Here is a 26,082-nt window from a genome sequence, read left to right on the forward strand (position 1 = left end):
CCCGTCGGCACGCCGACAGGCGGGGTGGAGCCGGAACCTGTCGCCGGAGCGGGCAGGGGTGCGGGTGCGGGTGGGCGGGTCGCCGCCGCCGGGGTCGGCCCGGCCACCTGGCGTTGCTGCCCTGCGGCGTTGCTGCCCTGCGGTGGCACCGGGTGCGGTGGTTCGGGGGCCGGCATCCGTGCGGCCGGTGGGGCGGGTGTCCCCACCGGGCCGGGCGGTGCCACCGCGACGTGGGGGTGGGGCGTCGGCGACGGGTCCGGCACCGGCGGGGTGACCGGCCGGCTGGCCGGCGGGGGTGCCGTCGACTCCTGCTCGTCGGCCAGGAACCCGCCCACCTGCGGGGTGTCCGGTTCGAAACGCCCGTGGCCGCGCGGGCGCAGCCGGGGGGCGGTGCCGACGGCCAGCGCCGCCAGCGCGGCCAGGTAGCCGGTCACGGGACCCGCTCCAGGTACGCGGCCCGCCGGTGCGGGCCCAGCCCCAGCACCTGCGCCTCCGACCAGCCGTAGGCCCGGGCGAGTCGGTGCACCTCGTCGAGCAGCCGGCGGACCCGGGTGTCGGCGGCCTGCCACGCCCAGGCCGGCACGTCCAGCAGTGCCTCGGTGCTGCCGCCACAGCCGGGACAGGTAAGCGTGACCGCGACGACGCCGAGCGGGTCGCGTTCGGCCATCGCCTCGGACACCGCCGGCAGCGCGGCGGACGGGTCGGCCAGCGGCGGGGTGGCGTCGAGCAGGCAGGCGTCGAACAACCACCGTTCGGCCGCCGCCGCGTCGCCGGCCCGGGCCGCCCCGGCCAGGTCGACGGTGGTGGGCAGCCGCAGGCTCAGCAGGTGCCCCCGCCAGGTGAGGGTGAACGGCCCGGCGGCCCGGTCCGCGTCGGTGCGGTCCGGCGCGGCGGCCAGCAGGTCGGCGACGCTGAGGGCCACCTCCAGGTGCTCCGGGCAGGCCCGGCAGTCCACCGTGGCCGCCACCCGGCCGCCCGTCCAGTCACCGGCGGCGGCCAGCAGCAGCGCCGTCACCTCGCCCACCGGCAGCCGGTCGGCGTCGGCCCGGCCGAGCAGCAGCAACCCCCGGACCGGCGCGGGCCGACCGAGCGCGCTGTCCCAGGCGTCGACCAGCGCCACCTCGGTCAGCGGCGGCCCCCCGGTCACGACCCGAGCCGGGGTTCGGCCGGTTCGGGCACCGCCTCGTCGCGTTCCCAGCCCTCGTTCTCCAGTTTGATGTGCTCGATCGCCACCGCGTTGGCGTTGGCGTCCAGCTCCGGCAGCGCCTGGTATTCCGAGACCCAGCAGCGGAACAGCCGGTACGACTGGGCGACCTGGCCGGCCTCGTTGAGCAGCTCGATGGTGATGTCCCGGCGGAAGTCGGCCAGGGACACCTCCGAGCCGAGCCCGGCGTGCAGCGCCCAGATCCGTCCGGCCCACTGGGCGAATTCGGCGTCGTGGGTCAGCCCCCGCTCCAGGGTGACCGCCTCGAACTCGGTACGCCCCGGCGACTTGTGGCTGGTCGAGGCGTTGCCGCCGTCGCGGTGCTTGACCACCTCGGTGGTCCGTTTCAGCGCGCTGACCTTGCTGACCCCGGCCACGTAGCGGCCGTCCCACTTCACCCGGAACTTGAAGTTCTTGTACGGGTCGAAGCGCGTCGGGTTGACCGCGAACTGCACCATGACTCACACCTCTCAGGACGGGCTCTGGCCGGCGAGCTGCTGGATCCGCACGATCACGAACTCGGCGGGTTTGAGCGGGGCGAACCCGACGACCACGTTGACCACGCCGCGGTCCCGGTCGTCGCTGGTGGTGGTCTCCGCGTCGCACCGCACCAGGTACGCCTCGCGCGGCGTGCGCCCGGCGAACGCGCCCTTGCGGAACAGGTCCTGCATGAACGACGTCAGGTTCAGCCGCAGCTGGGACCACAACGGCTCGTCGTTGGGCTCGAAGACGGCCCACTGGGTGCCCCGGAAGACGCTCTCCTCGACGTAGAGCGCGAGCCGTCGGACCGGGGTGTACTTCCACTGGCTGGCCAGCACGTCCGCGCCGGCGGTGGTGCGGGCGCCCCAGTTGACGGTGCCGGTCACCGGGAAGGTGCGCAGGCAGTTGAGCCCCAACGGGTTGAGCACACCGTTCTCGGCGTCGGTCAGCGGATAGACCAGGCTGGTCACCCCCCGCAGCTGTGCCTCGGTGCCGGCCGGTGCCTTCCACACGCCCCGTTCGGTGTCCTGGCGGGCGTACAGGCCGGCGAGGGTGCCGCCGGGGGCGACGGTGCGGGGTCGGAAGCCGTCGGTGGGGTCGGGGATGCGCAGCCGGGGGAAGTGGGCCACCGCGTTGGGGCCCTTGACCCCGAGTTGGTTGATCCAGTCCAGGGCGCGGTCCGGGTCGTCCACTCCCGGCGGCGGGTCGACCAGCAGGACCGCCCGCCGCCGTTCGCAGACGTCGTAGGCGGCCGACCAGACCGCCTCCGGGTCCAGCCCGCTGTCGACGACGCCGGGGTCGCCGTGCTTGGCGCGGGTGGCGTCGGGGATGCAGAGCAGGTTGAACAGGTCGGTCTTGAGCAGCGCGTAGATGCCCGTGTAGGCGGCTTCGCTGCCGATCAGCGCGCCGGTGCCGGGCAGGGTGGTGCCGTCGGAACCGGTGACCAGGTCGCCCTGCCCGAGCCGCTTGACGCCGACCGGGCTGATCCGGCCGACGTTGGTGGCAGCACCTGACAGGCCCAGCAGGGCCGCGCCGTCGGCCACGTCACCGGCGGGGGTGACCCCCGCGACGGTGAAGGCGGCGTCCACGGCCGCCGGGGCGACCAACGCGTCCACGTCGCCGAGGACGCGCAGCCCACCGGCGGCGGTGGGTACCACCCGGACCCGCAGGCCGGCCGCGCCGTCGGCGGCGCCGAGCGCCGTGTTGACCTTCCGCTGCAGCAGCGCGGCCACCCCGGCCGGGGAGGACGGCAGCCGCTCGCCCTTGGTCAGCACGGTGACGGTCACCGGGGCGACCGCCGGCACGGTCTTGGCGGGGTCGTTCGGGTCCGGTTTGGTGGGCCGGTCGGGCTGCACGGTGAGCCGGTAGTTCTTGGCGGCGTCCACCGTGGGCGTGCCGAGCGCCGCGCCGACCGTGCCGCTGGGCACCGGTCGTCCCGCCCCGGCGGCCCCGGCCCGTGCCCGGACCAGCGCCGAACCCCGGTCCGGGTCGTTGAGCAGGGCCACCGCGTACGCGGCGCTGGTCGGGTCGGCGGACAGACCGGTGAACCGTTCGGTGTCGCCGGTGGCGGTGTCGGTGACGGTCAGGTTGAACGACGTGGCGTCGGCGGCCCCGTCGTGGTCGACGTCGACGAGTAGTCCGCTGCCCCACGCTCCGGTGCTCGTCGCGTCCAGCAGCAGCGCGGACTTCGCCCCGGCGCCGACCTTGTCCAGCAGGGTCACCGAGGCGGCCCGGGCGTCGACGCGGGGCACCCGCACGACCAGGGCGGCGGCCCCGCCGTTGCGGAAGAACTGCTGCACGGCCAGGCTGAGTTCGGAGTCCCGGTCGGCCCCGCCGAACCGGCGTTCGAACTCGCCGAAGGTGTTCACCCGGACGGCCCGGTGCTCCGGTCCGGTCCGGACGTATCCCACGAAGGCGGTCACCCCGGTCGCCACGCCGATGACGGGGCGGACGGAACTCGCGACTTCCTCGATGTACACGCCGGGATAGCTCGGAGTGACGGGCATGACTACCTCGTCTCGCAGTGGCGGGTCGGCTGTTGTCACCCTCCGCTCATGCCGTACCCACCTCTAGCGGGCACCCGACTACGTCGCGTCAGCTACCCGACACCCGGTGCCGTCACCGGTTCACGGAGACGAGTTGTCGGTGCGCCGGCCTCCGGTCCCCTCCGGCACGTGTCCCGCCGGTCACCGGTAGAGCTGAAAGTTGTCGAATTCGAAGACGCCGGTGCTCGTCGCGATGACGCCGCTCTGCCCGTCGGTCAGTTCCTCCGCCGGCACCGTCTTGACCCGGGTGTCGTCGAGGTAGAGGTCGAGCCGGTCGCCGTGGCCGACGATCCCGATCCGGTTCCAGCCGCCGGGCCGGATCCGGTCCGAGGCCTCGGTGAACCGGTAGGACAGTCCGCCGCCGCTCGGCCGACGGACGGCGAACGAGTAGGTGCCGTCGGGCGAGACCAGGAAGGCGTAGTACGCCCGGGGTTGCTCGGTGGTCCGGTAGAGCAGGCCCGCCGAGCTTGCCGGGGTGCCGTGCTCGGGAATCCGGACGTCGACGGTGACCGGTCGGTCGGCGGCGTCGAGCGCCGTGCCGGTGCGGTGGTCCCGGACGCTGACCCAGTGGTAGCGCACGGCGTTGCGGTCGGCCCGGTTGGTGAGCCGGAACAGGCCGTTGCCGGTGTCCACCTGAGTGGTCCAGGCGTCGTCCGGATCGCGGTCGCCGTCGGGGTCGGTCCAACTCGCGTAGTACCGGTCGGCTTCCTGCGGGTCGGCCAGCGGCGAGTTGAACGACTCGGAGAAGGCCGACTCGGCGAAAGGCGAGGACGGGGGCCGGTGCGGGATCAACGTCACGACACCGCCCACCACCCCCACCGCCCCGGCGAGGACGGCGACGACGGTCGGAATGGACCGGACCAGTCGTTGTCGGCGCGTCGGTCGGGCGTCGACCGGCGGCTCGTCCGCGCTGCTGCCAGGGGGACCGGAGTTGCCGTCCCGGTCGTCGGGGCGGGCGGGTTCGGCGTCGACTGCCCGTTGCTGTTGCGCGCTGCGCTCCTGTCCGGCGGGGCGCTCCTGTCCGGCGGGGTGCTCTTGGTCGGCGGGGCGCTTCTGGTCGGCGGGGCGGTCCTGCGTGCGACGCGCCGGGTCGACGGCGGCGTCTTCGGTGTGGTCAGACGCTGACATGGAGTAATCATGTCAGGCGTGCGCAGCCGTTCACCCCGGGCGACCGTCGGCTACTCGACACCGGCCGTCGGGAGTGGATGAGCATGCGGCGAGATGACCGGCGGGGCTGGCCGCTGCCAGGATGCAGTGAAAGACGTCAATCCCGTGGGGCAGGGTGGTGGGTCATGGGTTCCGGGTTGTCGCTCGCCCTCTTTCCGGTCGCCCTCGGCATCGTCATGCTGGGCATCGGTCTCAGCCTGACCGTCGAGGACTTCCGCCTGGTGGCCCGCCAGCCCCGGGTGGTGCTGATCTGCCTGGGTTGCCAGATGCTGGTCCTGCCGGCGATCTGCCTGGGCCTGGTGGCCGCCTTCGGTCTGCGCCCGGAGCTGGCGGTGGGGATGATGCTGCTCGCCGCCTCGCCGGGCGGCAGCACCGCCGGTCTCTACAGCCACCTGTTCCGGGGCAACGTCGCGCTCAACGTGTCGTTGACCGCGATCAACTCGGTGCTGGCCCTGTTCACCCTCCCGTTGATCGTCAACCTGTCGGTGGCCGGTTTCGTCGGTGCGGACAGCACGATCGGCCTCCAGTTCGGCAAGGTGGTGCAGGTCTTCGCGCTGGTCCTGATCCCGATCGCCATCGGGATGTTACTGCGGCGTCGGTTCACCGCCTTCGCCCTGCGGATGGAGCGCCCGGTGAAGATCATTTCCGTGCTCGTCCTGGCGGTGATCATCGTGGGGGCGGTGGCCGGCATCAAGGACGACGTGCTGGCCACCCTCGGGGAGCTCATCGGGGTCGTGGTGCTGTTCAACCTGACCAGCCTCGCCGTCGGCTACCTCGCGCCCCGGCTGCTGCGGGCCGGGCACCGGGACTCGGTCGCCTCATCCTTCGAGATCGGCCTGCACAACGCCACCCTGGCCATCACCATCGGGATGAGTCCGACCCTGCTCGACAACGCCACGATGGCCATGCCGTCGGTGGTCTACGGCAGCCTCATGTTCTTCACCGCCGCCGCCTTCGGGCTCGTCGTCGCCCGTCGCTCCGCCGCCCCCTCGTCCACCGTCGCCGGGCAGACGGGCCGACGGACCCTCCGCTGACCCGTCCCACCGGCCGGGGCGGTGGAGCAGGATGGGTGCGTGCAGATCGAACCGGTCGTCCCCGCACCCGTCCAGACGTTCCCCCGTACGCTGCTGCGCCAGCGGTGGGCGGACCTGACCTTCCTGCACTGGGCGGTCGCCCCGGAACTCGTCGCGCCGCTGCTGCCGGCCGGTACCCGTCCGGACACCGTCGACGGAACCACCCACGTCGGACTGATCGGCTTCCGAATGGTCGGCCTGGGTTTCGGCCGGGGGCCCGCCGTGCCGTACCTGGGGACCTTCCGGGAGACCAACGTGCGGCTCTACTCGGTGGACCAGGCCGGTCGGCGGGCCGTGGTGTTCCGGTCCCTCGACGCGTCCCGGCTGATCCCGGTGCTGGTCGCCCGGGTCACCCTGGGGCTGCCGTACCTGTGGTCGGCGATGCGCCTGGACCACGACGGTGACCTGCGCAGCTACCGGTGTCGTCGGCGCTGGCCAGGGCCGGCCGGGACGACCAGCCGGATGGTGGTCCGGGTGGGTGCGCCGATCCACCGGCCGACCCCGCTGGAGCACTTCCTCACCGCCCGGTGGGGCCTGCACACCCGGGCGTACGGGCGCACCCTGCACCTGCCGAACTGGCATCCGCAGTGGCCGTTGCACCGGGCCGAGCTGCTGCACCTGGACGACGAACTGGTCACCGCCGCCGGACTGCCGGCGCCGACCGGACCGCCGGTCAGCATGCTGTACTCACCCGGCGTGCCGGTCCGGTTCGGTCCACCGGTCGTCCTGCGCCGGCCCCGGTGACCCGGCGGACACCCGTCGGATCGGGCGGACGCAGCGGGACTCCGGTTGACCCTGACACGGTGTCAGGGTCGACACTGCGTCGGGGAGGTGGTCCGGATGACCAGATCGGAAGTGGACCCGACGCGGGCGCTGCGGGGGCTGGCGAGTGGTGACCCGTCGGTGCGGCTGCGGGCCGCGCTGGCGGTCGGCACCACCCCCGACCCGGCTTTCGTCGACCCGCTCGTCGCCCGCTGCGGGACCGAACCGGACTTCTCCGTCCGCGAGATGTTGACCTGGGCGCTCACCCGTCACCCGCCGGAGGCGACGGTGCCCCGGCTCGTCGCCGCCCTGGGGTCGACCCGGGCGCAGACCCGCAGTCAGGCGTTGCACACGCTGTCCAAGATCGGGGACCGGCGGGCCTGGCCGGCGATCACCCGGGCCCTGCTGACCGACCCCGACGACGAGGTGGCACGCAGCGCCTGGCGGGCGGCGGTCGCCCTGGTGCCCGACGGCGCGGGGTCCGGACTGGCCGAGGTGCTGGCCACCCAGCTCGGGCGGGGCGACCGGGCGACGTGGCTGAGCCTCAGCCGGGCGTTGTCCGCGCTCGGCGAGGTCGTCCCGCCGGTCCTGCACGCCGCCGGGACGCATCCGGATCCCCGGGTACGCGCGCACGCGGCCGCCACGCAGCGGCTGTTGCGCGACCCGGACGCCGGATTCGAGTTCTCCCTCGGGGAGGCGACGCGCATCGTGGCGCTCGGCGGGACCGGCGGGCCGGGGTGAGGCGGTGCTGATCGGTGACGTGTCGCGACGCTGCGGGGTCAGCGCCCGGATGCTCAGGCACTACGAGTCGCTCGGACTGCTGCGACCGACCGGTCGTAGCGGCGTCGGTTACCGCGAGTACTCCGGCGCGGACCTTCGCCGGATCTTCCACATCGAGAGCCTGCGCTCGCTGGGGTTGTCACTGCGGGCGGTGGGACGGGCGCTCGACGACCCCGCCTTCACCCCTGCGGAACTCGTCGACGACCTCATCCGGCAGACCCGGGCGCGCATCACCGCGGAGCGGGAGCTGCTCACCCGCCTCCGGCGGATCGACGCCGCCGGGCCCGCCGACTGGCAGGACGTCCTGCAGGTCGTCGCGCTCCTGCGCGACCTGGGCTCACCGCGCGCGGAGCAGCGTCAACGCGCGGCGCTGGCCTCGGTCGGTGAGGTACCGGTGCCGGTGGAGGCACTGGTCACGGCGGTGCTGGACGAGTCCGACCCGAACGTCGCCGGGGCGCTGCGCTGGGCGCTCGCCCACCTGGGCGTCGACGGGTTGCCCCTGCTGGCGGAGGGGCTCGACGCACCCGAGGCCGGGGTGCGGGAACGTGCCGTCCGGGCCATCGTCGAGATCCCGGGTGGGGACGCCACCGCGTTGCTCCGCGACGCCCTGCGCCACCCGGACCCCGTGGTCGGCAGGTACGCGGCGCTGGCGCTCGGCGTCCGTGGCGAGCCCGACGCCGTGCCGACGCTCGTCGACATGGTCGTCGCCGAGGTGAACGACGTCGACGCCGCCGACGCGCTGAGCGCGCTGGCGACCGATCCCGCCACGGCGGAGCGGATCGCCGCGCGCCTGATCGGCCTGCTCACCCAGGCAGATCTCGGGGCGTCGGCACGGCGTCGGCTGATCCAGGCGCTCGCGGACATCCCGGGGGACACGACGTCGGGGGCCCTGGCCGGGCTGACCGGGGACGACGACCGGGTCGTCGCGCTCACCGCGAGCTACGTGCTCACCCTCCGCGCCGCCCCCGACGGCCGCTGAGCGCCGGCCGGCGGAGGCGGCCGGCCCATCCCCTGCCCCGTGGCCGGGGAGGGGCGGGCCCGCGTCCCGTGCGCCGGTCACCGGGCGCGGCGGTGCCGGGCGAGCAGCGTCCCGGCGCAGAGCACCGCCAGCAGGCCGCAGGCGGAGCCGGCCCACTGGTTGTCGAACACGGTCGTCAGCGCCGCGTTGGCGGCGAGGCTGACGACCAGCACCAGCCACAGCAGCGGGCGGAGCAGGTCGGCTTCCGGCTTGGTCGGGGCGTCGGCGATGCGGTACGGATCGGTCATGGCTGCCTCCTCGGGCGGCGGGTGTTCGACCAGGTTGACGCTAGGCGTGGCGGTGGGTCGGGCACGATCCCGCCAGCGCGACCGGCGGCGGTACAGCAGGCGCTACTTTCCGCGCCGACGGTGCCGGGCCGCCCGCCCGGTGGCCTATGTTGGCGCGGGAGGTCTTCCGATGACACACCTGCGGGACCGGGCTCGTGCCTCGGTCGACGCCCTCGAACACCTCGTCGGCGGGTTGGCCACCGCACTGCTGGCGTTGGCTGCGCTGCTGTGGGTGTTGCTCGTCGCGACGGCCTGCCTGGTCTGGGTGGGGCTGCCGGCGGCACCCGGCGCGCTGCGGGCGGTACGCTCGGTGGCCGACCGCGAGCGTGTCCGGCTGTCCCGCTGGGGCACGCAGCTCCCCGCCCCGGGCCCGGTGCCGGCCGAGCTGCGGGTGGCGGTGCGCGACCCGTTCGTCCGGCGGGAACTCGGCTGGGTCGCGCTGCACGCGGTCACCGGCCTGGCCAGCGGGCTGCTCGGCCTCGCTCTGCCGCTCTACGCCGTGCAGGACCTCACGTTCCCGCTGTGGTACCGGCTGCTGCCGCCCGGGGCGGGGGCGCCGGGGATCGTCTGGTGGCGCATCGACGGGCCGGCCGAGGCACTCCTGGTCGGGTTGCTCGGGTTGGGCTGGCTGGTCGCCGTGGTCGCGCTCGGTCCGCCGTTGGCCCGCCTCCAGGCCCGGCCGGGACGGTGGTTGCTGCCTCCGCCGCCGGGCATCGACCTGTCGTTGCGGGTCGCCGAGTTGACCGCCACCCGGGCTGCGGCGCTGGACGCCCACGCGGTGGAACTGCGTCGCATCGAACGTGCCCTGCACGACGGCACCCAGAACCGGCTGGTCGCGGTCAACGTGCTGCTGGGGGCGGCCCGCCGGGCGGTGCGGCGGGACCCGGACCGGGCCGACGAGATCCTCGGGCGGGCGCAGGACGCGGCGGAACAGGCGCTCGGCGAGTTGCGTACCGTGGTGCGGGGCATCCTGCCGCCCGTGCTGGACGACCGGGGCCTCGCCGGTGCCCTGGCCGGGCTGGCCGGCAGTTGCGCGGTGCCCTGCCGGCTCACGGTCGACGTGCCGGTACGCTGCGCCGTCTCGGTGGAGGCCACCGCCTACTTCGTGGTGGCCGAGGCGTTGACCAACGTGGTCCGGCACAGCGGCGCGGGTCGGGTCGACGTGACCGTACGCCGCGAGCAGGGCCGGTTGTCGGTGACCGTCGAGGACGACGGGCGCGGCGACGTCGACGAGACGCGCGGCTCGGGGTTGACCGGCATCCGTCGGCGGGTCGGGGCGTACGACGGCCGGATGACCCTGACCAGCACCAAGGGTGGGCCGACGAGACTGGAGGTGGAGTTGCCGTGCGGATCGTGATCGCCGAGGACGACCCGCTGCTGCGGGAGGGGCTGGCGCTGCTGCTGCGGGCGGAGGACCTGGACGTGGTCGCCACGGCGGGCAACCCGGGTGAGTTCCTGGCCGCGGTCGACGCGTACGCGCCGGACGTGGCGATCGTGGACGTGCGGATGCCGCCGACGCACACCAACGAGGGCATCGTGGCTGCGGTGGAGGCCCGTCGCCGGCAGCCCGGCCTCGCGGTGCTGGTCCTTTCGGCGTACGTGGAGCAGGCGTTCGCCACCGACCTGTTCTCGGTCGGTGCGGTCGGGCTCGGCTACCTGTTGAAGGAGCGGGTGGGTCGGGTCGAGGAGTTCCTCGCCGCGCTGCACCGGGTCGCCGACGGCGGCAGTGTGATCGACCCGGAGGTGGTGGGGCAGTTTCTGGCCCGCCACCGCAGGCCGGACGCGGCACTGGGAGAGCTGTCGCCGCGTGAGCGCGAGGTGCTGGGGCTGATGGCCGAGGGGCTCGGCAACACGGCGATCGCCGAGCGGTTGTACGTCACCGAGGGCGCGGTGCACAAGCACATCCGCAGCATCTTCGCCAAGCTCCAGCTGCCCCCCGACGACCGGGCCGACCGCCGGGTCACCGCGGTGCTGCGCTACCTCGACGGCGGCCGACGGTAGCGCCTGCGGTGCCCCGGCCCCGGCCGGCACCGAACTGGCGCTGGGCGCCCGGCTGAACCGACTGCTGATCGGCGTGCCGGTGGGCTACGGTGCCGAGTTCTGTCGGGGGTGCCGCCTAGGCTGACCGGATGATCGACCGGCGGCAGGTGCTGCATTTCCGCGCCCGCGCACAGCAACTCGACCGGGCCGAGGGCACGCTGGCGGACACCGCCGTGCTCGACCTCGGGGTGCAGGACACCGGCCCGGACGGCGGCCGGTGGGCCCTCGCGCTGCGCGGGGTCGAGGTGACGGCCCCGGTCGCGGACGACCTGATCCTGCTCTGGACCGCGCGCGGTGCGCCGCACCTCTACCGTCGCGCCGACGTGGCCGAGGTGGCGGGGGCGGTCGCGCCGTACTCCGAAGCGGACGCGGCCAAACGCATCTACGACGCCGCCCGGCCGCTGAAGGCCGCCGGCATCGGCATCCTGGCCGCCCTCGACGAGGTGGCGGCGCGGATGCGGGACGTGGTCACCACCCCGACGGTCAAGGGCGACGTCTCCGGGCGGCTGGCTGCGCTGCTGCCCGAGCCCTACCTGCGGTTCTGCCGCCCCTGCGCCGCCACCCACCTCTACGAGATGCCGTTCCGGCTGGCGGCCGTGCGGGCCGGGCTGGAGCTGCGCCCCGGCACCTCGCCACCGGTCCTGCACCACATCCCCGGGTTCACCCGCCCCGCCCCGCCCGGCGACCGGTTCGACCTGGTCCGCGCCTACCTGCGGCTGCTCGGCCCGGCCACCCCCAAGCAGGTCGCCGACTACCTCGACGCCCCGGTCAGGGACGTGCGGGCCCGCTGGCCGCAGGACGTGGTCGAGGTACGGGTCGACGGGGAGGCCCGCTCGCTGCTCGCCGCCGACGAGCCGGCGCTCGCCGGTGCCGCCGACACCACGGCCGTGCGCCTGCTCGGCCCGTTCGACCTGTTCCTGCAGGCGCGGGACCGGGCGACCCTGGTGCCGGACGCGGCCCACGCCAAGCAGTTGTGGCCGGTGCTGGGCCGCCCCGGCGCCGTCCTGGCCGGTGGTGAGATCGTCGGCACCTGGCGGCCCCGTAAGACCGGCCGGGCGCTGACACTCGCCGTCCAGCCATGGCGGAAGCTGTCCGCCGCCGTCCACGACGCCATCGTCGCGCAGGCGCAACGCCTCGCCGCCCACCGGGACCTCGCCCGCGTCGACGTCGACGTCGACGTGCCGGGCGGAGTTTGACACCGGCCCACGGCAGCGGGGGAGGATGAGGCGTGCGGGTCCCTCTTTCCACACCACCGGCCATCCCCGCCGGGGCCGTCGCCGCCGGTGTGCAGCCGACCCTCACCGCGCCGGGTGGCCTGGTCCTGCGTCCCTGGGAGCCGTCCGACGCCCCGGTGTTCCTGGCCGCCTACCGGGATCCGGAGATCCGGCACTGGCACACCCGTCATCCGGCCTCCGAGAGTCAGGTCCGGCAGTGGTTCGTGGAATACCAGCAGGCCTGGGCGCGGGAGACCGGTGCCAGTTGGGCGGTGACCCGCGACGGCGTCGAGGTGCTCGGCCGGATCGCCCTGACCAGTATGGATCTCGATGACGGTGTCGCCGGGTGCGCGTACTGGGTGCTTCCCGCCGCCCGCCGGGCGGGGGTGGCCTCCCGGGCGTTGACGGCGCTTGGCGACTGGGCGCTGGACGGGGCGGGCTTCCACCGGCTGCACCTGGACCACTCGACCCGTAACGTCGCCTCCTGCCGGACCGCGCTGCGCGCCGGGTTCCTGCTGGAGGGCACCAAGCGCAGCGACGCCGTGCACGCCGACGGTCGGCACGACATGCACCTGCACGCCCGCATCCGGGGCGATCGACCAGCCGGCTGACACCGGCACCCCGGGCCAGGGGCGGTCAGAGCCAGCCGTTGGCGCGGGCGGTGTGGGCCGCCTCGATCCGGTTGCGGGTGCCCGTCTTGCCGATCGCAGCCGACAGGTAGTTGCGGACCGTGCTCTCCGACAGGTGCAGTCGGGCGGCGACGTCAGCCACCGTGGCACCGTCAACGGCGGCGACGAGCACCTCCCGTTCCCGTTCGGTGAGCGGGTTCGGGCCGGTCGCCAGGGCCGCCGCCGCCAGCGCCGGATCGATCACCCGCTCACCGGCGAGCACCCGGCGGACCGCCACCGCCAACTCCTCCACCGGCCCGTCCTTGACCAGGAATCCCCGCGCCCCGGCCTCCATCGCCCGGCGCAGGTAGCCGGGCCGCCCGAACGTGGTGAGGATCAGGACCCGGCAGGAGGGCAGCTGCTGCCGCAACGCCGCCGCGGTGTCCAGCCCGCTGCCGGCGGGCATCTCGATGTCCAACAGGGCCACGTCGGGGCGGACCCGCAGGGCCGCCGCCAACGCGGCGGTGCCGGTGCCGGCCTCGGCCACCACCTCCATGTCGGGTTCGAGGTTGAGCAGCAGGGCCAGTGCGCCGCGCATCATGCCCTGGTCCTCGGCGAGCAGCAGCCGGATCATCCGCGCGCCGCCCCGTGCGTGCCGGTGGGAATCCGGGCGGTGAGCCGCACACCGCCGCCACGGACGGAGGTGACGTGCAGTTCCCCGCCCGCCCGTGCGAGCCGTTCGGTGAGACCCCGCAGGCCGTTGCCCGGCTCGGGCCGGCCGCCGACACCGTCGTCGCCGATGGTCAGCACCGACTCCTCGGCGTCGGCGCGCACCTCGATCTCGCAACGCGACGCACGGCTGTGCCGCAGCACGTTCGTCACTCCTTCCCGCAGCACCCAGCCGAACGCGTCGTCCGCCTCCACCGGCAGCGGCCCGCCGGGTTGCCGCACGGTGACGGTGATTCCGCCGTCGGCGAGGGCGGTCCGGGCACCGTCCAGTTCCCGATCGAAGCTGCGGTCCCGGTAGCCGGTGACCGCCTCGCGTACCTCGGCGAGCGCGGTACGGCCGATGCGCTCGATGTCCCGGGCCTCTGCCGCTGCCCGCCCCGGATCGGTCGGGACGAGCCGGCGCACCACCTCCGCCTTCACCACCACGAGTGACAGTGTGTGGCCGAGGAGATCGTGCAGGTCCCGGGCGAACCGTAGCCGCTCCTGCTCGACCGCCGTCCGGGCCAGCTCCTGCTGGGTGCGGCGCAGCTCCGCCACCAGTCGGGCCGTCCGGGTGAAGGCCAGGGTCATGGTGCCTGCCAGCACCGTGATCAGTGCCGAGGCGGCGATGTCACCGACCGGCACCCGGTGCGCCACCCCGATCATCAGGACGGCAGCGGCACTGCCGCCGACCCAGGCGAACCCCCGGCTCGGCCGGACCAGCCCGACCGCACCGGCCGTCGCGACGTACGTCAGCAGGATCAGCCAGCCCTGCGGGCCACCGGCGTACGCGCCCGCGAGGCCCACCCCGAGCGCCGCGAACACCAGCAGGCCGAGGTGGAACAGCACGGGCGGCAGCACCAGGTCGGCCACCGGCACCGCCACCAGCGCGAGGTAGAGCAGCGCGAAGGTGACCAGCCCGACCGCCGCGACCGCCGTCGGGCGTACCTGCCCCTGGACGATCGCGGTGGACGGTGGCAGCAGCAGCCAGAACCAGAGCGTATGCGACGCCACCAGCAGGAGTCCCCGCCGCCGGCGGCGGCCGGTGGCGGGGGCCGCGATCGTGGCACCGGGCATGGTCGACACCGTAGCGGGAGCTCAGCGACGCGCGGTCGACCGGCGGTACGCCACCGCGGCGAGCACCCCGAAGGCCACCGTCCACCCGGCGAGCACCGCCAGTCCGGTCGGATCGGGGGTCAGGCCGGCCGCCGTACGCCAACCGAGTTCGGCGAACCGGTACGTCGGCAGCGTGTGTGCCAGGTGCCGCAGCAGGTCGGGAAAGTACGCCGCCGGCACCAGCAGTCCGCCGAGCACCGACAGGCTGAGGAAGGCGAGGAAGTTGACCGGCTGGGCGAGCTGCGGGGTGAGGCCGTACCCAATGGCGAGCCCGAGCAGCGCGAACGGCACCGTGCCGACCCACATCAGCACCAGCAGGGCCGCCCACCTGCCGGCGGGTAGCTCGACGTGGTGCTGGAGGCGTCCGGCGATACCCACCGCGACCAGCGACGGCACCCCGCTCACGGTGCTGACCAGGGCCTTCACCGCGACCACCCGGCGGGGGGACAGCGGGGTGACCCGCAGTTGGTGCAGCCAGCGCACCGCGCGTTCCTGGGCCACCGACGAGCCCACCGAGAGCACCCCGGCCATCGCGCCGTAGCCGGCCAGGCCGACCATGAGCGCGGCGGCGGCGGTGACGCCCTCCAGCCGGTCGCCCGCCGGAAGCAGGCCCGAGAAGATCACGTAGGTGACGACCGGGCCCAGCACGGTGAACAGCGCCAGCCGCGGGTCCCGGGCCAGGCGACGTAGCTCGAAGCGCAGATAGGCGCGCATGTCAGTGGTTCCCTTCCGCGCCGGTGAGGGTGAGGAAGGCCGCCTCCAGCCCGACGCCGGTGACCTCCAGGCCCCGGAAGCCCCGGTCGGCGGCCAGGGCCAGCACGGTGGCGTCGGCGTCGTCGGTGGTGAGCGCCACCCGACCGCCCCGGACCTGCACCGACCGGACGCCGGGCAGCAGGTCGAGGCCCGCCACCGACCCGTCGGCGAGGTCGAAGGCCACCGTTCGGCCGCCGGTCACCGCCCGGATCTCGGCGGGCGGGCCGTCGGCCACCACCCGACCGCCGGCCAGCAGCACCACCCGGTCGGCGTACTCGTCGGCCTCGTGCAGGTGGTGGGTGCTGAACAGGACGGTGTGACCGTCGGCGGCGTACCGGCGGATCGCCGTCCAGAACGCCTGCCGGGCGGCGACGTCCAGCGCCGCGCTGGGCTCGTCCAGGACCAGCAGGTCCGGGTCACCGGCCAACGCGAAGGCGAACCGGGCACGCTGCGTCTCACCGCCGGAGAGCCGGTCCAGCCGGCGGTCGGCCAGGTCGGTCAGCCCGGCCAGCGCGAGCACCCGGGCGGTGTCCAGCGGCCGGGGATACAGCCCCCGGGCGAGTGCGACCAGGTCCCGCACCGTGGCACCGGGGACGAAACCGGCGTCCTGCACCATCGCCCCGACCTGGCCGGCCCGGACCGCCTCGCCCGGTGACCGGCCGAACAGCGTCACCGTTCCGGCGTCGGGTGGGGCGAGTCCGAGCAGGAGCGAGATGGTGGTCGTCTTGCCGGCGCCGTTGGGGCCGAGCAGGGCGACCGTGCTGCCCGACGCGATGGTCAGGTCGATCCCGTCGACGGCCCGGACGGGGCCGAACCGCCGGGTGAGCCCGGTCAGGCGTACCGCGGTGTCATCCATGCCCGTCACGCTAGGCAGCCGGGGCCGCCGGGGGCAGAGCCGGCGATACCCGTCCGGCCAGGACAAATGTCCCGGCCGCGCCCGCGTCGGCGGGCCGGTGTCGCCCCGCCACGGTCAGCGGGCGTCCGACCACGACGCACCGGTCCCTGGTCACCTGCCCACCGCGCCGGGCTCCATCAAGGACCGCTTACACCGCCGTGCTTCGCCGTCGCGTCGACTTTACGGATGATGTCTGTCGACAGGGGACCCGTCATAGCGTGTGCTTCTCCGGGACAGCCCGGCGTGGCCCACGAACGCCACGCCATCCGGCCCGTTCCTCTTACCTGGTGAAGTGAGGCCCACTCGATGACGGTTCCACCCCCCGATCCCGCTGGTCGCGGCCGCCGCCGACTGGCCGGGCTGCTCGCCGCGGTGCTGGTCGCCACTGCGCTGCCGCTGACCGGCGGCACCGCGGCGGTCGCCGCGCCGGCCAGCTCCGGCCCCTGGCGGCAGCTGCCGAGCGAGCCGTCGGCCAACGCCCGGGACGGGCGTACCCCCGACATCCGCGCGGAGCGGTTCACCGCGTACACCCTGGACCGGGCCGCGTTGGCCGACACCCTGGCCGACGTGCCGGCCGAGCGGGCCGGTACGGCCCGACGGTCGCAGTCGGCGCTGACCGTCGCGTTGCCCACCCCCACCGGGGGCTTCCAGCGGTTCGCCCTGGTCGACTCGCCGGTGATGGAGCCGGGGCTCGCCGCCCGGCATCCCGAGATCAGCACGTACGTCGGCCGGGGCCTGGACGACCCGACGGCGACCATCCGCGCCGACCTGACCCCGCTGGGCTTCCACGCCTCGGTCCGGTCGACCGGCGGCAGCTGGTACCTCGACCCGTACTACCACGGCGACCAGAGCGTCTACGCCAGCTACTACGCCCGCGACCTGCTCGACACCGACCCGGCCATGGTGGAGCGGGAGGACGTCGCGGCGGCGGCCGGGGCGCTGACGCCGGAGGTTACCGCGGACGAGCCGGCAGGTCCGCCGGTCACCCTGCGCACCTACCGGCTGGCCCTGGTCACCGACCCGTCGTACGCCACCTTCTTCGGCGCGGAGAACGTCACCGCGGCGAAGGTGACCCTGATCAACCGGGTCACCCAGATCTACGAGGACGAGACGGCGATCCGGTTGGTGCTGGTCAACGACACCGACAAGACCAACCTGAACACCGCAGCCCTGGCCACCGAGGCGAACGGGCCCTGTGGCACGGCGGCCTGCTACACCCCCACGCAGATCTCGTCGTGCACCAGCTCGCTGCTCAACCGCAACCGGATCGTGCTGGGCCAGCTCGTCGGCGCGGGCAACTACGACGTCGGGCACATCGGCCTGGGCCTGCCCGGTGGCGGCGTCGCCGGCCTCGGCGTGGTCGGCCTGGACGGCAAGGCGCGCGGCTGCACGGGCCTGCCCACCCCGGTCGGTGACTTCTACGCCGTCGACTACGTGGCACACGAGATCGGCCACCAGTTCGCCGGCAACCACACCTTCAACGGCACCCAGTACAACTGCTCCGGCGGCAACCGTAGCGCCGCCAACTCCTACGAGCCGGGCAGCGGTTCGTCGATCATGGCGTACGCGGGCATCTGCCAGCAGGACAACCTCCAGCCGCACAGCGACCCGTACTGGTCGCAGCGCAGCTACACCGAGATCAGCACGTTCGTCTCCGGCACCCGGGCGGCGCTCAACGAGGTGCAGACCGTCTCGCTGTCCGGCTTCGACACCGACGGTGACGCGTTCAGCATCAGCTACGCGGGGCAGTCGTCGGTGCCGGTGGTGCGCGGCGGCAACTACACCGCGGCCGGGATCAAGGCCGCCATCGAGGCGATCACCGGTTGGCCGGCCGGGGCCACCGTCAGCGTGACGGCCTTCGGTGGGCTGGGCGCGCCGAACGACACCGGCTTCCAGGTCACCTTCGGTGCGGGCCCGCTGGCCGGGGTCGACGTGTCGTCGCTCGGTCTCACCGACACCGTCGGGATGACCGGCTTCGTCGGTGAGACCGCCCGGGGCGGTGCGGCCGGCAACAACGGTTTCCAGACCGCGCAGACCGGCAACCGGGCCCCCGTGGTCACCGTGCCGGCGGCGGCGCACACCATTCCGGCGCGGACCCCGTTCGCGCTGACCGGTAGCGCCACCGACGTCGACGGGGACACCGTCAGCTACCTGTGGGAGCAGAACGACCGGGGTGGCAGCACCGGCACCGCGCTGGTCAACAACACCAAGACCAACGGGCCGCTGTTCCGCCAGTTCGGCGTGGCGGCGGCGGTCAGCCCGACCGACACCCTGGAGTACCACTCGCCGGGGGAGAACGCGGTGAGCACCGACCCGACCCGGCACTTCCCCGACCTGACCCAGATCGCCGCGAACAACACCAACGCCGCCACCGGGGCCTGCCCGGCCGCGCCGGCCCCACCGGCCACCGGCGGGGCGAGCAACGTGCCCGCCGCGACGGTGGACTGCTACTCGGAGTTCCTGCCCACCGCCGACTGGGTCGGCGTGACCAACGACCGGACCCTGCACTTCCGGCTCACCGGCCGGGACCACCACCCCGGTGGCGGTGGCATCGGCAGCGCCGACGTGGCGTTGACCCTCGCCCCGGCGGCCGGCCCGTTCCTGGTCACCTCGCAGGCCACGCCGGCGGCCCACCTGGGCGGCGGCACCATGCCCGTCACCTGGGACGTGGCCGGCACGGACACCGCCCCGATCAACGTGAGCGAGGTGCGGATCTCGCTGTCCACCGACGGCGGGGCGACCTTCCCGCACGTGCTGGCGGAGAGCGTGCCGAACACCGGCGCCGCGACGGTGACCCTGCCGAACGTGGACACCGCCCGGGGCCGGCTGAAGATCGAGGCGGTCGGCAACGTCTTCTTCGACCTGAGCGACGCCGACCTCGCCATCACCCAGGTCCGCGCGGCCACCGTCACCTACACCGGTGACGCCCTGGCCGCCCCGGTGGACGACGCCGACACCACCGGCGTGCTGCTGCGGGCCACCGTGCGGGGTGGCGGCGGTGACGTCCGCAACGCCACGGTGACCTTCACCGAGGGCGACGAGACCCTCTGCACGGCGGTCGCGACGCCGTTCGGCGCGGCGGCGGACGACGGCTCGGCCAGTTGCCGCGCCGTGCTGCCGCACGGCGCGCACCCGGTCACCGCCACGGTGTCGGGGGCGTACACCGGCAGCGCGACGGCCACCGTCACGGTGGCCGGCGGGTACGGCCGGTCGGTCGCCGGTTCGGGCTACCTGAAGGGCGGGGCCACCGCCGGTGGTTACCCGCTCGACGACGACCGGCGCATCGAGGTGACCCTGGACGGCCGGATCAACAACGGCAAGAAGTTGGTCGGCAGCGCGAAGGTCGGCTACAAGTCGGGCGGCAAGCGGTACAAGTTCCAGAGCACCGCGCTGGAGTCGTTCGGTGTCACGGTGGCCGGGGAACCGGTCGCCGACCTGCGCTACCAGGTCACCCTGTACGACATCTCCACCGCGCAGGACCCGGTGGCGGTGGCGACCGGGCTGACCATGCGGGTGACCGCCACCGACCGGGGCGAGCCGGGCCGCCGCGACGGGATCGGCATCACCGTCTGGGACGGTGACCGGTTGCTCTTCTCCTCGGACTGGACCGGCGCGTCGACCCGGGAGGGCACCCTGACCGCCTCCGGTGGCAACCTCACCATCGGCTGACCAGGCGCACCGCGACACCCGGCGTCCTTCCCCGCCCACCCGGCGTCCTTCCCCGCCCACCCGGCGGGGGAGGACGCCGGTGTTCGTCCGGGCGGTGGGTGGGGCTCGTCGGGCACCCGGCACGATGAGGGGGTGACCGCCCCCGCCCGCGCACCGCTCGCCACCCTGGACGCGGTCCTCGAACGGCTTACCTACGTCAACGAGGAGACCGGCTACACCGTCGCCCGGGTCGCCACCGACCGGGGCTCCGACCTGCTGACCGTGGTCGGCGCGTTGCTGGGTGCGCAGCCCGGGGAGAGCCTGCGGCTGTCGGGACGTTGGTCGTCGCACCCGAAGTACGGCCGGCAGTTCGAGGTCGACTCCTACACCACCGTGCTGCCGGCGACCGTCCAGGGCATCCAGCGTTACCTGGGTTCCGGCCTGGTCAAGGGGATCGGGCCGGTGTTCGCCGAGCGGATCGTGGCGCACTTCGGCCTGGACACCCTGCGGATCATCGAGGAGGAACCGGCCCGGCTGGTCGAGGTCGCCGGCCTGGGGCCGAAACGCACCGCGAAGATCACCGCCGCGTGGGAGGAGCAGAAGGCCATCAAGGAGGTGATGGTCTTCCTCCAGGGCGTCGGGGTGTCCACGTCGCTGGCGGTACGCATCTTCAAGCAGTACGGCGACGCGTCGATCGAGGTGGTGACGAAGGAGCCGTACCGGCTGGCGGCCGACGTGTGGGGCATCGGCTTCAAGACCGCCGACACCATCGCCCAGGCGGTCGGCATCCCGCACGACAGCCCGCAGCGGGTGATGGCGGGCCTGCGGTTCACCCTGTCCGAGGCCACCGACTCGGGCCACTGCTACCTGCCCGCCCCGGCGCTCGTCGCCGACGCCACGACGATCCTCGACGTCCCCGGCGACCTCGTCACCCGCTGCCTGGACGACCTGATCGCCGAGGAGGGTGTGGTCCGGGAGCTGTTGCCCGGCGACGACGGCGAGCCGGTGCCGGCGGTCTACCTGGTGCCGTTCCACCGCGCCGAGCAGTCGCTGGCCACCTCGTTGCTGCGGCTGCTGCACGACCGGGCCGACCGGCTGCCCCACTTCACCGACGTCGACTGGCCCCGGGCGCTGGCCTGGCTGCGGGCGGTCACCGGCAACGATCTCGCCCCCGAACAGGAGCACGCGGTCCGGCTGGCGCTCACCTCGAAGGTCGCGGTGCTCACCGGCGGGCCGGGCTGCGGCAAGAGCTTCACCGTGCGGTCCATCGTCGCGCTTGCCGCCGCGAAGAAGGCCCGGATCACCCTGGTCGCGCCGACCGGGCGGGCCGCGAAGCGGTTGTCGGAGCTGACCGGGCACCCCGCCGCCACCGTGCACCGGCTGCTGCAGCTGCGTCCCGGCGGGGAGGCCGTCCACGACCGGGACAATCCCCTCGACGTCGACCTGCTCGTCGTCGACGAGGCGTCCATGCTCGACCTGATCCTGGCCAACAAGCTCGTCAAGGCGGTGCCACCGGGGGCGCACCTGCTCCTGGTCGGCGACGTCGACCAGTTGCCCAGCGTCGGTGCCGGGGAGGTGCTGCGGGACCTGCTCACCGCGTCGGCCGTCCCCCGGGTGCGGCTGACCCGGGTGTTCCGCCAGGCCGCCCAGTCGGGTGTGATCACCAACGCGCACCGGATCAACGCCGGTCGGCCACCCCTGCTCGACGGGCTGCCGGACTTCTTCCTGTTCGCCTGCGACGACACCGAGGCCACCGCCGCGTTGACCGTCGACGTCGCCTGCACCCGGATCCCCACCCGGTTCGGTCTCGACCCGCGCCGCGACGTGCAGGTCCTCGCCCCCATGCACCGGGGGCCGGCCGGTGCCGCCGCCCTCAACACCCTGCTGCAACAGCGGCTCACCCCGCACCGCGAGGGGCAACCGGAGCGGCGGATGGGCGGGCGGGTCTTCCGTGTCGGCGACAAGGTCACCCAGATCCGCAACAACTACGACAAGGGCCAGTCGGGCGTCTTCAACGGCACCCTCGGCATCGTCACCGCGATCACCCCCGAGGAGCAGACCCTCACCGTACGCACCGACGAGGACGAGAACCTCGACTACGAGTTCGACGAGCTCGACGAGTTGGCCCACGCGTACGCGATGACCATCCACCGCTCGCAGGGCTCGGAGTATCCCGCCGTGGTGGTGCCCCTGACCACCAGCGCCTGGATGATGCTGCAACGCAACCTGCTCTACACCGCCGTCACCCGGGCCCGGCAACTCGTCGTCCTGGTCGGTTCCCGTCGTGCGCTGGCCGCCGCCGTGCGTACCGTCGGCGCGGGTCGCCGCCACACCGCGCTGGACCACCGCCTCGGCGGATCGGCCGGATAGCGGGTGTGGCGCGCCGGGGTGTGGGGCACCCCTTCGACGGCCGCGCGCTCACCGCCAGCCGACAGCCGGCTGTCGCGCCGGCCACCGCCCGATGGCGGTGACCGGCGCGACGATCCGGTCAGGTGGTCGGCACCGGGGTCAGCGGTAGCCGGCGGCGGTGATGTTGGCCTGTACCGCGTTCTCGGTGGCGTCCGACGGGTAGCCGGCGACCATCGCGCCCTCGTAGAACGTGCCGGCGCTGAGGTTCGCGCCGCCGTCGGGCTTGCAGCAGTCGCCGCCGCTGCCCAGGATGATCGCGCCCTGCTTCTTCATCGGGCTGTAGCCGGGCGGCAGCGACCCGTCGTAGAGGGTGTAGAGGCTGCCGGACTGGGCGTTGCTGCCCTTGATGGCGAAGCGGGAGGTGCCGTTGTTCTTCAGGGTGGCGGTGACGAACTTGTGCGGGAACGCCCGCTGGTTGGGGTTCCACGAGCTGCTGCCGCCGGGGAACAGTCCCCACTCCAGGTCGGCCTGCACCCACGGGCCGGAGCCGGAGCAGCCGCCGAACCAGCACTGGGTGCTGAAGTTGATCGCGTCCATCGCCCCGGCGGCGTCGGCCTTGCGGGTGGTTTCGCTGTTGCCGTAGTCGAAGCAGCAGCCGTTGTTGACGTGGGTGCCGCTGGTGACCATGTACATGCCCTCGGGGGCCGCGCCGGTCGGGATGCCCGTCAGGTGACCGTCACGCCAGTAGCTGTTGCCCGGGTTGATGTAGAGCGAGTACGCCTTGGCGCCGCCCACCGTCAGCGACTCCGAGGTCGCGACCGCCGGCCGGCTCTGCGGCGACCCGGGAACCACGCTGGAGCCCTGGTACCACAGGTCGTTGCCGCGACCGGACTGGTCGAACACGACGGTCACCACGCAGGTGGTGCCGGTGCAGAACGCGTCCTGGGTCGCGGCGTTGGCGGTGCCGCCGGTGCCGGTCAGCCCGATGTTGCGGGTGGTGTTGTCCGAGGAGCGGCGTACCTGGTAAAGGTTGCCGGTGTACGCGGCGTAGAGCGCCCGGGTGGTGCTGTGCGCGGCCACGCACGGGGTGCCACCGGCGGCGTAGATGTCACACGGCTGGGCGCCTGCGGGCGGGGGAGTGGTCGGCGGCGGCGTGGTCGGCGGGGTGGTGGGCGGGGTGTTCGGCGAGGTCCACTGCTGGTTGGCCTGACCGTTGCAGGTCCACAGCAGGATCTTGGTGCCGTTGGCGGTGCCGTTGCCGTTCGCGTCCAGGCACAGGCCGGACTGCACGCCGACGATGGTGCCGTTGGCGTTGACGTTCCACTGCTGGTTGGTCTGACCGTTGCAGTCCCAGATGATCGCCGCCGTGCCGGCGGTGGTGCCCCGGCCGGAGGCGTCCAGGCACTTGTTGCCGTACACGGTGAGCTGGCGGTTGGTCGTCCAGGTCCAGGTCTGTCCGGCGCCACCCTGGCAGTCCCACAGCTGGGTCTGGGTGCCGTTGGTGGTGCTGGCGTTGGGGACCTCGAGGCAGCGCCCGGAGGCGGTGCCGACGATCCGGGTACTCTGCCCCGGCTCGATGGCGGCCAGCGCGGGCGCGGCGGCGGCCTCGGCGACCGGCGAGGTGACGCCGGGCACGGCCCCGGCGACGACGAGGACGCCGGCCAGCGCACCGACCAGCATGGTCAGCCGGTGCCGGCGGCGGTGGGGGAGGGGATCGCGGACCGGTCCTGATCCGCTCGGGGACGGGGTACGCACGAGGCGGCTCCTTGGTTCGTCGGCGGCGCGGCCCTGGCGGACCCGCCCTCGGGTGGTGGTGGCGAATCGGTTCGGGACCCCCTCAGGATCACCAAAAGAACGATAGAAATCAATTCGTAGGGTCGTCTGTGGTGGGGTGGGGTCGACGTCCGCGCGACCGGGTGCCGGTCGACCGGTCTCCGACCGTCGCTCTACCGGCCCCAGAGCCGCCAGGTCTGGTTGAGCGGGCTGCTCTGGCCCACCGGCTTGCAGGTCCACTGCAGGATCCGCGCCTGGGCGGCGGTGGAGACCCCGTTGACGTCGACGCACTTGTTGCTGTGCCGGGCGACGAGCTGGTAGTCGTGGGAGTCGTTGCCCCCGTAGGTCACCCGGCGCAGGGTGAACTGCTGGCTGGTGCCGTTCTGGCACGTCCACTGCTGGACGGCTGCGCCGTCGGCGGTGGACGCCCCGCTGACGTCCAGGCACTTGCCGCTCTGCTGGTTGACCACGGTGTACGTGTCGGCCACCCCGGCGACCGGGCGGAAGTTCCACAGCTGCTGGTCGCCGCCCTCGCAGGGGAACTGCTGCTGGGGGTTGCCGTCGGCGGTGCCCAGGCCGGTGTTGTCCAGGCACTGCTGGGAGTGCTGGGCCACCGCGACCGAGGTGAAGCCGGTCTCGGCGGGCGGCAGCACGGTGACGGTGTACGTGTCGTTCTGGTTGCCGTACGGCAGGGTCACCGAGACGGCGTTGTTGGTCAGCGTGAGCACGGTGTTCGACACCGTGACCGGCCCCTGCACCGCGCCACCGTTGTTGTACGGGATGCGCTGGGTGAGCACCCGCACCTGGTTGTTCTGCACGATGCCGCTGGTGGCGTCCAGCCGTTGCAGGTTGACGGTCAGGTTGCCGGTGGTCCGGCCGCCGCCGACCAGGACCCTCGCCACCCCGGTCGCCCGGGTGGCGAAGGCGTCGTAGGACTGGCTGGGGGTCACCGCGGCGATCTGCCCGGTCTGCGCGGCGTAGTAGCGGTAGACCCACCACTCGCCCTTGGGCTGGTGCTGGCCGGCCGAGTTGCGGATCAGCAGGTTGCCCAGGTCGTTGTGCAGGTTGCCGGCGCTGGCCCAGTTCGCCCGCAGGCCGTCCGCGCGGGCCCGCTCCAGCCGGGCGACGTACCAGGCGCCGTCCGCCGGGTTCTGCTCGTTGGACGCGCCGTACTCGTTGATCTGGTAGGGCCGGGGGTGGGCGATGCCACGCGCGTCGAGGGTGGCGTTGGCGGCGGCGACGTTGGCGACCGGGTCGCCGGGCAGCGAGTGCCAGCTGACGATGTCCGGCACCGTGTTGGTGGAGCGGACGAAGTCGAGGTACTGGTTCCAGAAGGCGTGGTTGGTCGACGGCACGCAGGCGCAGCTCGGCCCGACGATGAGCTGGGTGGGGAACTCCGCCCGCAGCCGCTGGTAGGTGCGTCGCCACAGTTCGAGGTACTGGGAGATCGGGCGGTTCCAGAAGATGGTGATATTGGGTTCGTTCCAGATGTCCCACTGCACGGTCAGCCCGGCCGCCCGGACGTCGCCGATGAGCCGGGTCAGGAAGTTGTCGTAGTCGGTCCAGTTGCCGTTGTCGCCGGGGAAGCGGGAGATCCCCGCGCCGTCGGCGCCCCACAGGTCGTGCGGCAGGATGATGAACTGACCGCCCAGGGCGGCGGTCCGGCGGGCCTGGGCGAGGGTGGAGTTCCACCGGCGGTCGTAGTTGCCGCCGACCCAACCGCTGCCGGGCAGCTGCGCGCCGCCGGCCCGCATGTACTGGAACTTGACGTCGCGGTAGAAGTGGTCGGCCGGGCCGCTGGCGTTCTCGGTCATACCGTAGATCCAGCCGGAGGCGCGGTAGGTCGGCGTGCCGTCGGTGGCGGAGAAGTTGACGCTGATCGACTCGTCGGCGGCCTGGGCCGGGGTGGCGGCGACGGCGGTGGCGGCGACGGCGAGCAGGCAGACGGTGAGTCGGGTGACGATCACGCGGATTCGTCCGGGCCGGCTGCGCAGCGGGGTTTTCACAGGGCGGCTCCTTGGTGGGGCGCGGGGACGCTCTCCGGAGGGCTTCGCATGCGAATCGATTCGCAGGGATCGTAGGGTGAGCCAGTGAAGGATGTCAATAAGATGACAGGGCGGTGAAGTCGACGTTTCCGATGTCGATCACGGCTGTGGTGCCCC

Annotated in this window: 22 protein-coding genes; 11 read left to right on the top strand and 11 right to left on the bottom strand. The window is 73.5% G+C overall.

The window, feature by feature from the left end:
* Positions 1-24: 24 nt before the first annotated feature.
* Positions 25-426, top strand: a complete 402-nt coding sequence (locus J7462_RS03530; protein ID WP_219461741.1) for a hypothetical protein — start codon at positions 25-27, stop codon at positions 424-426.
* A 4-nt stretch (positions 427-430) separates the two neighbouring features.
* Here the strand turns inward: J7462_RS03530 and J7462_RS03535 are convergent, their stop codons facing one another.
* From J7462_RS03535 to J7462_RS03550, 4 genes are all read right to left on the bottom strand, one after another.
* Entirely contained in the window at positions 431-1,147 is a 717-nt protein-coding gene (locus tag J7462_RS03535) for a hypothetical protein (protein ID WP_219461743.1), read from the bottom strand.
* A complete protein-coding gene (locus J7462_RS03540; protein ID WP_208566079.1) occupies positions 1,144-1,662 on the bottom strand; it encodes a phage tail protein in 519 nt (172 codons plus the stop codon). The genes J7462_RS03535 and J7462_RS03540 overlap by 4 nt, the downstream gene beginning before the upstream one ends.
* Before the next feature lie 12 nt (positions 1,663-1,674).
* Positions 1,675-3,690 carry a phage tail sheath C-terminal domain-containing protein gene (locus tag J7462_RS32895; RefSeq protein ID WP_219461759.1) on the bottom strand — a complete coding sequence of 672 codons (2,016 nt, stop codon included), beginning with the start codon at positions 3,688-3,690 and terminating at the stop codon, positions 1,675-1,677.
* Positions 3,691-3,870: 180 nt separating this feature from the next.
* Positions 3,871-4,857, bottom strand: a complete 987-nt coding sequence (locus J7462_RS03550; protein ID WP_219461763.1) for a hypothetical protein — start codon at positions 4,855-4,857, stop codon at positions 3,871-3,873.
* Between the two features lie 164 nt (positions 4,858-5,021).
* Here J7462_RS03550 and J7462_RS03555 point away from each other — a divergent pair, with 164 nt between their 5' ends.
* The 4 genes from J7462_RS03555 (at position 5,022) to J7462_RS03570 (ending at position 8,490) form a co-directional block, all read left to right on the top strand.
* Positions 5,022-5,930, top strand: coding sequence for a bile acid:sodium symporter family protein (locus J7462_RS03555; protein WP_219461766.1), 909 nt, complete (start codon positions 5,022-5,024; stop codon positions 5,928-5,930).
* Positions 5,931-5,969: 39 nt separating this feature from the next.
* A complete protein-coding gene (locus tag J7462_RS03560; protein ID WP_219461768.1) occupies positions 5,970-6,713 on the top strand; it encodes a YqjF family protein in 744 nt (247 codons plus the stop codon).
* A 96-nt stretch (positions 6,714-6,809) separates the two neighbouring features.
* Entirely contained in the window at positions 6,810-7,472 is a 663-nt protein-coding gene (locus J7462_RS03565; RefSeq protein WP_219461772.1) for a HEAT repeat domain-containing protein, read from the top strand.
* 4 nt (positions 7,473-7,476) lie between these two features.
* Complete coding sequence (locus J7462_RS03570; protein ID WP_219461775.1) at positions 7,477-8,490, top strand: HEAT repeat domain-containing protein; 1,014 nt, start codon at positions 7,477-7,479, stop codon at positions 8,488-8,490.
* A 77-nt stretch (positions 8,491-8,567) separates the two neighbouring features.
* On the opposite strand, the gene J7462_RS03575 is transcribed toward J7462_RS03570, so the two are convergent.
* Entirely contained in the window at positions 8,568-8,777 is a 210-nt protein-coding gene (locus J7462_RS03575) for a hypothetical protein (protein ID WP_219461776.1), read from the bottom strand.
* A 169-nt stretch (positions 8,778-8,946) separates the two neighbouring features.
* On the opposite strand from J7462_RS03575, the gene J7462_RS03580 reads away from it, so the two are divergent.
* The 4 genes from J7462_RS03580 to J7462_RS03595 all read left to right on the top strand — a co-directional run bounded on the left by J7462_RS03580 (position 8,947) and on the right by J7462_RS03595 (position 12,681).
* Positions 8,947-10,173 carry a sensor histidine kinase gene (locus J7462_RS03580; RefSeq protein ID WP_219461778.1) on the top strand — a complete coding sequence of 409 codons (1,227 nt, stop codon included), beginning with the start codon at positions 8,947-8,949 and terminating at the stop codon, positions 10,171-10,173.
* On the top strand, positions 10,161-10,817 hold the full coding sequence (locus J7462_RS03585; protein ID WP_208566070.1) for a response regulator transcription factor: 657 nt from the start codon (positions 10,161-10,163) through the stop codon (positions 10,815-10,817). Before J7462_RS03580 ends, J7462_RS03585 begins: the two co-directional genes overlap by 13 nt.
* A gap of 128 nt (positions 10,818-10,945) precedes the next feature.
* Positions 10,946-12,052, top strand: a complete 1,107-nt coding sequence (locus J7462_RS03590; RefSeq protein WP_219461780.1) for a winged helix DNA-binding domain-containing protein — start codon at positions 10,946-10,948, stop codon at positions 12,050-12,052.
* Between the two features lie 32 nt (positions 12,053-12,084).
* Positions 12,085-12,681, top strand: a complete 597-nt coding sequence (locus J7462_RS03595; protein ID WP_219461782.1) for a GNAT family N-acetyltransferase — start codon at positions 12,085-12,087, stop codon at positions 12,679-12,681.
* A 25-nt stretch (positions 12,682-12,706) separates the two neighbouring features.
* On the opposite strand, the gene J7462_RS03600 is transcribed toward J7462_RS03595, so the two are convergent.
* From J7462_RS03600 to J7462_RS03615, 4 genes are read right to left on the bottom strand one after another with little or no spacing between them, the layout of a single operon-like run.
* Complete coding sequence (locus J7462_RS03600) at positions 12,707-13,312, bottom strand: response regulator transcription factor (RefSeq protein WP_219461784.1); 606 nt, start codon at positions 13,310-13,312, stop codon at positions 12,707-12,709.
* On the bottom strand, positions 13,309-14,463 hold the full coding sequence (locus J7462_RS03605) for a sensor histidine kinase (RefSeq protein ID WP_219461786.1): 1,155 nt from the start codon (positions 14,461-14,463) through the stop codon (positions 13,309-13,311). Before J7462_RS03605 ends, J7462_RS03600 begins: the two co-directional genes overlap by 4 nt.
* A 21-nt stretch (positions 14,464-14,484) precedes the next feature.
* A complete protein-coding gene (locus J7462_RS03610) occupies positions 14,485-15,216 on the bottom strand; it encodes an ABC transporter permease (protein ID WP_219461788.1) in 732 nt (243 codons plus the stop codon).
* 1 nt (position 15,217) lies between these two features.
* On the bottom strand, positions 15,218-16,111 hold the full coding sequence (locus J7462_RS03615; RefSeq protein WP_219461789.1) for an ABC transporter ATP-binding protein: 894 nt from the start codon (positions 16,109-16,111) through the stop codon (positions 15,218-15,220).
* 345 nt (positions 16,112-16,456) lie between these two features.
* Here J7462_RS03615 and J7462_RS03620 point away from each other — a divergent pair, with 345 nt between their 5' ends.
* Positions 16,457-19,819 carry a M12 family metallo-peptidase gene (locus tag J7462_RS03620; protein ID WP_219461791.1) on the top strand — a complete coding sequence of 1,121 codons (3,363 nt, stop codon included), beginning with the start codon at positions 16,457-16,459 and terminating at the stop codon, positions 19,817-19,819.
* A gap of 132 nt (positions 19,820-19,951) precedes the next feature.
* Complete coding sequence (locus J7462_RS03625; RefSeq protein WP_219461793.1) at positions 19,952-22,168, top strand: ATP-dependent RecD-like DNA helicase; 2,217 nt, start codon at positions 19,952-19,954, stop codon at positions 22,166-22,168.
* A 138-nt stretch (positions 22,169-22,306) separates the two neighbouring features.
* On the opposite strand, the gene J7462_RS03630 is transcribed toward J7462_RS03625, so the two are convergent.
* Together J7462_RS03630 and J7462_RS03635 are read right to left on the bottom strand one after the other, a co-directional pair.
* A complete protein-coding gene (locus tag J7462_RS03630) occupies positions 22,307-23,902 on the bottom strand; it encodes an arabinofuranosidase catalytic domain-containing protein (protein ID WP_219461796.1) in 1,596 nt (531 codons plus the stop codon).
* Between the two features lie 191 nt (positions 23,903-24,093).
* On the bottom strand, positions 24,094-25,926 hold the full coding sequence (locus tag J7462_RS03635) for an RICIN domain-containing protein (protein ID WP_219461798.1): 1,833 nt from the start codon (positions 25,924-25,926) through the stop codon (positions 24,094-24,096).
* Positions 25,927-26,082: the final 156 nt, after the last annotated feature.

The organism is Micromonospora sp. RL09-050-HVF-A (assembly GCF_019374995.1).
In the GTDB taxonomy this organism is placed as follows: domain Bacteria; phylum Actinomycetota; class Actinomycetes; order Mycobacteriales; family Micromonosporaceae; genus Micromonospora; species Micromonospora antibiotica.

Coding starts and splice junctions, on each gene's coding strand:
- J7462_RS03540 (WP_208566079.1), bottom strand. CDS start 1,662: ATGGTGCAGTTCGCGGTCAACCCGACGCGCTTCGACCCGTACAAGAAC.
- J7462_RS32895 (WP_219461759.1), bottom strand. CDS start 3,690: ATGCCCGTCACTCCGAGCTATCCCGGCGTGTACATCGAGGAAGTCGCG.
- J7462_RS03550 (WP_219461763.1), bottom strand. CDS start 4,857: ATGTCAGCGTCTGACCACACCGAAGACGCCGCCGTCGACCCGGCGCGT.
- J7462_RS03555 (WP_219461766.1), top strand. CDS start 5,022: ATGGGTTCCGGGTTGTCGCTCGCCCTCTTTCCGGTCGCCCTCGGCATC.
- J7462_RS03565 (WP_219461772.1), top strand. CDS start 6,810: ATGACCAGATCGGAAGTGGACCCGACGCGGGCGCTGCGGGGGCTGGCG.
- J7462_RS03575 (WP_219461776.1), bottom strand. CDS start 8,777: ATGACCGATCCGTACCGCATCGCCGACGCCCCGACCAAGCCGGAAGCC.
- J7462_RS03580 (WP_219461778.1), top strand. CDS start 8,947: ATGACACACCTGCGGGACCGGGCTCGTGCCTCGGTCGACGCCCTCGAA.
- J7462_RS03590 (WP_219461780.1), top strand. CDS start 10,946: ATGATCGACCGGCGGCAGGTGCTGCATTTCCGCGCCCGCGCACAGCAA.
- J7462_RS03600 (WP_219461784.1), bottom strand. CDS start 13,312: ATGATCCGGCTGCTGCTCGCCGAGGACCAGGGCATGATGCGCGGCGCA.
- J7462_RS03605 (WP_219461786.1), bottom strand. CDS start 14,463: ATGCCCGGTGCCACGATCGCGGCCCCCGCCACCGGCCGCCGCCGGCGG.
- J7462_RS03610 (WP_219461788.1), bottom strand. CDS start 15,216: ATGCGCGCCTATCTGCGCTTCGAGCTACGTCGCCTGGCCCGGGACCCG.
- J7462_RS03615 (WP_219461789.1), bottom strand. CDS start 16,111: ATGGATGACACCGCGGTACGCCTGACCGGGCTCACCCGGCGGTTCGGC.
- J7462_RS03620 (WP_219461791.1), top strand. CDS start 16,457: ATGACGGTTCCACCCCCCGATCCCGCTGGTCGCGGCCGCCGCCGACTG.